The organism is Zhongshania sp. (assembly GCF_041623545.1).
Taxonomy (GTDB): Bacteria; Pseudomonadota; Gammaproteobacteria; order Pseudomonadales; family Spongiibacteraceae; genus Spongiibacter.
Genome location: NZ_JBFJWS010000155.1, coordinates 1 through 7,361, shown reverse-complemented (window position 1 = coordinate 7,361; position 7,361 = coordinate 1). Strand labels below are relative to the sequence as shown.

General features: G+C 51.1%; 6 protein-coding genes. 3 read left to right on the top strand and 3 right to left on the bottom strand.

Going from position 1 to position 7,361, the window contains the following annotated elements; all coding sequences use genetic code 11:
- Both ABYT30_RS12955 and ABYT30_RS12950 read left to right on the top strand, forming a co-directional pair.
- A partial coding sequence (locus ABYT30_RS12955) for a TonB-dependent receptor (RefSeq protein ID WP_373096854.1) occupies positions 1 to 1,195 on the top strand: 1,195 nt, incomplete at its 5' end.
- A 200-nt stretch (positions 1,196 to 1,395) separates the two neighbouring features.
- Positions 1,396 to 3,816 carry a TonB-dependent receptor gene (locus ABYT30_RS12950; protein ID WP_373096853.1) on the top strand — a complete coding sequence of 807 codons (2,421 nt, stop codon included), beginning with the start codon at positions 1,396 to 1,398 and terminating at the stop codon, positions 3,814 to 3,816.
- Between the two features lie 62 nt (positions 3,817 to 3,878).
- Here ABYT30_RS12950 and ABYT30_RS12945 read toward each other — a convergent pair whose 3' ends face one another.
- The 3 genes from ABYT30_RS12945 to ABYT30_RS12935 all read right to left on the bottom strand — a co-directional run bounded on the left by ABYT30_RS12945 (position 3,879) and on the right by ABYT30_RS12935 (position 6,826).
- Entirely contained in the window at positions 3,879 to 4,295 is a 417-nt protein-coding gene (locus ABYT30_RS12945) for a hypothetical protein (protein ID WP_373083119.1), read from the bottom strand.
- A gap of 182 nt (positions 4,296 to 4,477) precedes the next feature.
- Positions 4,478 to 5,614, bottom strand: a complete 1,137-nt coding sequence (locus ABYT30_RS12940; RefSeq protein ID WP_373096851.1) for an acyl-CoA dehydrogenase family protein — start codon at positions 5,612 to 5,614, stop codon at positions 4,478 to 4,480.
- A gap of 24 nt (positions 5,615 to 5,638) precedes the next feature.
- Positions 5,639 to 6,826 carry an acyl-CoA dehydrogenase family protein gene (locus tag ABYT30_RS12935; protein ID WP_373083115.1) on the bottom strand — a complete coding sequence of 396 codons (1,188 nt, stop codon included), beginning with the start codon at positions 6,824 to 6,826 and terminating at the stop codon, positions 5,639 to 5,641.
- Positions 6,827 to 7,104: 278 nt separating this feature from the next.
- Here ABYT30_RS12935 and ABYT30_RS12930 point away from each other — a divergent pair.
- On the top strand, positions 7,105 to 7,361 hold a 257-nt coding region (locus ABYT30_RS12930; protein ID WP_373096848.1), incomplete at its 3' end, for a Zn-ribbon domain-containing OB-fold protein.

The window sequence follows — 7,361 nt, the reverse complement described above, 5'->3', positions numbered from 1 at the left end:
TACAGGGATTGTCGATTATACCCGCGCGGGTGCATTCTTCGATCCCGCGCCCAGTCTCGTTATACCTTTACCGACGAATGTGAATCCGTCCGATGACGGACGCGGTGAAACCATTTTCGCTTCAACCGAAGTTGACTCTCAAAGCGTCGCTTATTTCGCACAGTTCGATTGGCTGCTTACGGAGACTGTTACCGCAATCATCGGTTTACGCTACGGCGAAGATCAGCGAAAAGGCCGCATTAGTGCCGGCCGCTCTGCGACCACTGTCGCTGCACCGGTGGTTACCGGTCAGGAAAACTTTGATGAGATCATCGAGCAAAGTGGCTACGATTTTACGCCTAAGCTAACCCTAACATGGGAGGCAACTGAAGAATTAACACTGTTCGCCACCGCGACCCAAGGCTTTAAGAGCGGCGGTTTTGCTGCGGGGGTATTTAATAACGACAACCTCACCTTTGAACCCGAAAAAGCAGATGCTTTCGAAATAGGTGTCAAAAGTAAACTTTTCGGCGGTTCCTTAATGTTAAATGGCGCAGTATTCCACACGGAGTACTCCGACTTGCAAGTACGTAATTTCGATGGCCGCTCAATATTTGTAAAGAACGCTGCCAATGCCCAGACTACCGGAGTTGAATTCGACTTTTTCTGGCTACCGCCAATACCTTATCTTTCGATTGGCGGCAGTGCAGGCTTTGTGCAAGCAGAATATATCGATTATTTGTGCGCGCCGGCAATAGCCGGAACGCCATCTGGCTCTGGCGACCCATCTTGCTATGACCAATCAAATGACCCGACAACCACGATATTAGCACCGTCCTTTCAGGACTTATCCGGTGAGCCCCTCTCCTTTGCACCGGAAGCCAGCGGCAGTCTATACAGCAATCTGCAAATGCCGATTTCACAAAGCGGTGTAAATTTATTGCTTGGTGTCGACCTTGTCTATCAAGGCGAGCATTTTATTGATACCGATAACGACCCTGTTGCCACGCAAGAGGCAACGACTAAAATCAATATGCGCATTGGCCTAAAATCCGATGACAACACATGGTCTATTATCCTTAACGGCAAAAACATTACCGGCGAAGAAGAGTCGGTACTGGTATTGGATCAAGCAAGTCTGCCGGGCAATTATGTCGCGGCCGCCCTGCCCTTTGAACCTACGTGGAACCTAAATCTGCGCTATGAATGGCAATAAGTTATCAGCTAGTACTGCGCTAAAAGGCTACTCCTATGGCTAAAACATCGTCATACCGAGAAGCCTTTACCGCAGAGACTGGTTAACGCCGATCCATTAGCTCAATTTTGATAAAACTGAGCAGCAAAGAATGATGACGTCTAACAATAATGTCCAGTTACGCGAGTACGCCGTAACTCAGTATTCGAGAAAGGTAGGGTATGATAAAAATTAATCGGCTAGGCGCGGTAGTGAGCGCGACAATATTTAGCTCAGGTGTACTCGCCGCTACGGGGTCAAATACCGCTGACCAAAGCAAATCCAGGATAATTGAGGAAGTCTTTGTTACGGCCCAGAAAAAAACGGAAAGCCTTCAGGACGTTCCCGTATCTGTCTCCAGCTTCGATCGCGATTTCATCAGCGATCTAGCCAGCCTCGATGTTGGCGAACTAGTTCAATACACCCCAAATGTGAAGTTTAACAATGCGCTGGGCCATTCCGCTGTTCTAACGATTCGCGGCTTCGGCACACCGCCCCTAGGTCGCGGCCTAGAGCCCTCAGTCGGCTTGTCAATTGACGACGTGTTTTATGGTCGATCAACGTACATCAATGACGCCAATTTTGACCTTGAGCGCCTTGAAGTGCTCCGCGGCCCCCAGGGAACCCTGTTCGGCAAAAACACCATCGCTGGCGTATTCAATTTCACGACTCGCGACCCAGACTTCAGTGGCTCGCATTATGTCAGCGTAGGCACCGCAGATATTGCCGAAGCCTTGTTTGAAGGTGCCTCCTCACTGACTTTAGTCGAGGACGTATTGGCTGCGCGTATATCCCTGCGCGTACGCCAACGTGATAGCCATGTTTTCAATACCGCCCGTGGCGAACAAAACGATATTGAAGATGGCTCAGCGCGAATTAAAATAAAGTGGTTTATTAACGATAGCTCAGATCTATTATTCAATGCTTGGGCGTCCCGCCATCGCGAACTTGGTTTAATAACGCAGCTAAAACAAGCGAGCGAGAAGTCGCTGGCAGAATTCCGCAAAAAAGATCCTGATGTTGAAACAAACGAGTTCAATGGCACCACGTCAATGAACACGCATACCTTCTCTGATCGCGACACCGTATCGGCTAGCGCCAAGTATTCGAAAGATTTCGGTGCCGTATCATTTTTTGAATCACTCAATACCAATGTCATTGTTGGCTGGTCAGAAATGACGGCACCGTATGCAATTGACGGCGATTTTTCACCCATCGATTTCATCGACTTTGGCACCGAAAAGCCGAACTACTACGAACAATACATGGTTGAGTGGCGAACCGGTGGCGTATTTCCTAGCCTCTTTGGTATAGGCCAAGATATCGATTTTATCGCTGGGGTATTTGCCTCAACATCCGAATACGGCACATCAATAAGCCAGACCAACGGTGCCGGATTTGCATCCTATGCCGCGGCAGGCGGCTTTTATGACCCCGCGTCAGACTTCTCCTTTTTAGAAGGCGTCTACATTGAAGGCATTGCGATCCCCGACATAGAAGATGACGGCCAAGCAGAAACGCTATTTGCGTTTACCGACGCAGAAAGCAGCAGTGTCGCTTATTTTATGCAATTTGACTGGACGCTCACCGACACGGTATCGGCCATTATCGGCTTGCGTTACGGAGAAGACTCGCGAACAGGTCGTATTGTCTCTGGCCGCCGCGGATTGCCCGGCGCAGGGCCCGTGACCACGGGGCAGGAAAACTTCGACGTTGTTATGGATGCCGAAGATAATGACTTCACGCCGAAGTTCACCTTAACTTGGCAGCCAACAGATGAGCTAACTTTATTTGCAACCACCACCGAAGGATTTAAAAGTGGCGGTTTTGCGGCTGGGGTTTTCTCAGACGACAATCTCACCTTCCGCCCCGAAACAGCGCAAGCATACGAAGCCGGCTTTAAGAGTAAGTGGCTTGGCGGCTCTTTCATGCTAAACGGCGCGGTATTCCATACGGAGTATCAAGACCTGCAAGTAAGAAACTTTGACGGCCGCTCTATTTTTGTCACCAATGCTGCCGACGCGAAAACCAGCGGCTTTGAGTTTGATTTTTTCTGGTTACCACCGCTTGAATACCTGACCATTGGCGGCAGTGCGGGCATTGTGAACGCAGAATATATTGAGTACTTGTGCGCTCCCGCTGTTGCCGGTTCCGATGCAGGCAGTGGCGACGACTCTTGCTTTAACGAGCGAACTGGACCAAAAGGCGGCGCAAATTCGCCAGCCTTCCAAGACTTATCTGGTGAATCATTGGCGTATGCACCAAAAGTCAGTGGCAGCCTGTATTCCAGCTTGAATATCCCACTATTTAATAGCGGCATTAACCTCTTACTCGGCGCCGATGCCGTGTATCAAGGCGAGCACTTCATCGACACCGATAATGATCCCGTTGCCACTCAGCAAGCGACAACGAAGATCAACGCCCGCATCGGCCTAAAAGCAGATGACGGCTCGTGGTCAGTCATACTAAACGGCAAGAATTTAACAGGGGAAGAAGAGTCAGTATTGATTCTGGATCAGCCTAGCCTGCCCGGTAACTATGTTTCAGCAGCACTGCCGTCGGCACCAAGCTTCCATCTCGACTTTCGGTATCAGAGTGACTGATGAGTAGACTGTGCCGGTATGACAAAGCATCGTCATGCCGGCAATCGTATTAGCAACAGGTATCAACGCTGGTTCAATATTTCACTATCGTGGTCTTTGAAGTAAATGCGAAACGGCCAGTCTTTGTTCTTACCAATATAAATATACAGACCGTAACGGTCGGCACTGTAATCTTTCACAAATTCATAGCGCGTCGGTGGGGCTATATCTTCAAGATCAGGCGTGACCGTTGGCGCACTGACCAGAACCTCTTCGATTTCAATTGGCGCTGAATCGCCCTTGCCCGGAATAGAGATTAGCACTCGATACTCGCCAGATTGTTCGCCGCGTTCAATAGCTTCAACCTTGGCACCAGTACTCTCGTCGACAAAACCAACTCGGCTCTCAATATCACCACTCTCAATAGCAAACGAGTTTGCTATTGAGCCCGTTAATACAGCAAGCAAAACAGCATTTTTAAGCACGGTAGTGCACTTCATTATTATCGCCTCGTTATTTTAGCTTAGAGCTCGATGCTACCACTGTGTTAGCGGAATAACATCTTCGATTCTAGGCCATGATTCGCGAGCCGACGCATCGCTAGGCGTTTTATTGCGACTAAATGCAAAAACCGCCACAAAAGCGGCGGTTTCCGTAAAACATAGCCAGGATCAAGCGGCTGCTAGCGACAAAAAGCCTCGCCCGCCGCAATGCGCTTGCCAAGATTGGCAAGGGTCTTGGCTGAACTACCCAAGGTCATCTCGTTATAACGCAGCCAAGTGCAGTAACGCCATAGGGGGTAATCTCGATCAATGCCAGTACCGCCGTGTAAATGCTGGGCGGCATAGCTCACTCTATGGCCAACATCGCCAGCCCATATCTTGGCGATATGCACTTCATTCGTGGCATCCAAGCCACCGTCTAAACGGCTCACCGCTTGATAGGTGTTTAATCGCAGGCACTCCACGTCGATAAAGCAATTTGCGGCGCGGTGACCAACGGCTTGGAAGGTTGAGATTAATACCCCGAACTGCTTGCGCTCGGCCGTATACGAAGCGGTCATGCGCATGGCTTTATCACTCGCGCCCAACTGATGAGCACACAGCGCAGCGGCAGTCCGCTCGCTAAGCCACTGCATCAGCGCTCGGCCACTTTCCGGCCCCGCCAAAATATCCTCAGCGGCAATGCTGACATTATCCAAACTCAAGGCAAATTGTGGTTCATAGGTGGTAACTTGCATCGGCGTCAGGCTAACGCCAGCGGCCTTGGGGTCGAGTAAGACCACCGCCACGCCGTCACCCATTTTGGCCGACACCACAATCCGGTCGGCAAGATGCGCAAAAGGCACTGCCGTTTTATCACCACTAAGCCGCAGACCTGCACCGTCGGCCACCGCCGTCGTTAACAGCGGCTGGGTGGGATCTTCGTTATAGGGCTCGGTGAGGGCCGCGCTTAACAAGGTTTCCCCGCTAACCACCCCCGGCAGCCAGCGCTGGCGCTGTTCGGCACTGCCGAACTGTTGAATTGGCAGCGCAGCCGAAACCAAATGACTAATCAGCGGTAGCGGCGCAATACTGCGCCCCGCTTCTTCAACAAGCAGCGCCAGTTCAAAAAAGCCAAAGTCCATACCGCCGTATTCTTCACCCACGGCCACGCCCAACAAACCCGCTTCGGCCACCTTAGCCCAAAGCTCACGATCAAAACGGTCCGCTTGATAGACATCGTACTGCGCCAAACTCTCTGGGCTGACATTGTCGCTCAGTATTTGGCGCGCCAAGGTTTGTACGTCACGCTGCTGTTCCGAAAATCCAAAATCCATGATTCGCTCCTAATTAATTGGCAACTAGCGTGACGCGCGGGGCATCCACAAGCCCGCGGCAGAAATAATATCGCGCTGAATTTCGTTAGTGCCGCCACCAAAGGTGATAATTGAGGCGGTGCGATACAGTCGCTCAATGCGCGACGCCATGGCATTTGCGCCCTCAGTTTTACGGTTAACCAAGCTGGCTTGGCCAATGATTTCACCAAGCAGACGATAGACCTCGATAAAGAACTCAGAGCCATAGACCTTGGCCGCCGAGGCATCGGCCATTTCAAGCTTACCTTCACTCATTGCCCATGCTTGCTTGTAACACACCAGTTTCAGGGCTTCGACACCGGCACGCACCTTGGCTAAATTGATCTGCACCCAGGGCTCATCAATTAATTTGCCGCCGGCAGGCATGTCCATTTTCTGGGCCCAGCGCACCACGTTATTAAACATTTCAGCGGTGGGGCCAAAGTTGACTAGGCTCAGACGCTCGCGATTAAGCTGGCTGGTAATTAACTTCCAACCGCCATTGAGTTCACCGACCATGGCATCGGCTGGCACTCGGATATTGTCGTAAAAGGTCGCGTTGGTGCGAACGCCGCCCAGGGTCACCACGGGGCTGCAACTCCAGCCTGGATCACTGGTGGGCACCATAAACATGGAAATGCCTTTATGCGGTTTGGCCGCATCGGGATCAGTACGGCAAGCAAGCCACACGTAATCACAAAAGTGAGCCAAGCTGGTCCACATTTTTTGGCCGTTTATCACCCATTCATCACCGTCTTTTACGGCCGTGGTTTTCAAACTCGCCAAATCGGTGCCAGCGCCCGGCTCGGAATAACCAATGGCAATCAGGCACTCACCAGCCAATATCTTGGGCACAATATCGCGCTTTTGGCTTTCATTACCGTATTCAGCTAATTGCGGCCCCACGGATTCGGTGGTTAAAAACGGAAAGGGGTAACCCACCCGCATAATTTCTTCTACAAAGATAAATTGCTCGATCGGGCTCATTCCCCGGCCGCCCAACTCCTTAGGCCAGCCCACCCCAATCCAGCCATCTTTACCCATTTGACGCAGGGCTTCTCGCCACAGGGGGCCTCCGCCCTCGCCCATGGCTTCATCGCACTCGGCACTTAACTCTGGGGTCATTAATTGCTCAAAATAGCTGCGCAACTCTTTGCGCAGGGCATCTTGCGCTGCGGTAAATTCAACTTTCATTACTGGCCCCTTTAATCGCCGCGTATGGCTTTCATAGTTATAAAGGCAATCATAAGCATTAGCCCTGTGCCGACAATTGCAAATTCACTCACTGGAGTGACAATTGCGGTCATATGCTTTGTACCTTGGCCCCAGCGCTAAGTATCGCGGTCTCGGCCATTTAGACGATAGTCCCGACGCCGTGAACTTGCGATGATTCCTGTGTTATATTGACCAAATAACTGCCGAATCGTCAGCTTTACATACGTTATAAATCATCCACCCGGTGGAGACAAACCATGAGCAATAAACCCGTGCAAGCCGCAATTGATGGCTGGTTCACTCTGAACGCGGACACCCCACATTTAATCGGCGCCTGCTGTGACCACTGCGGGACCTACTACTTTCCTAAAACACTGAAGTTTTGCAAAAACCCGGCCTGCGACAGCAGCGAGTTTAGCGAAGTCGAGCTAAGCCGCAGCGGTAAGATTTGGTCTTACACCAATGCCTGTTACAAACCGCCAGAGCCATTTGTTGCCGATGAGCCCTTTGTGCC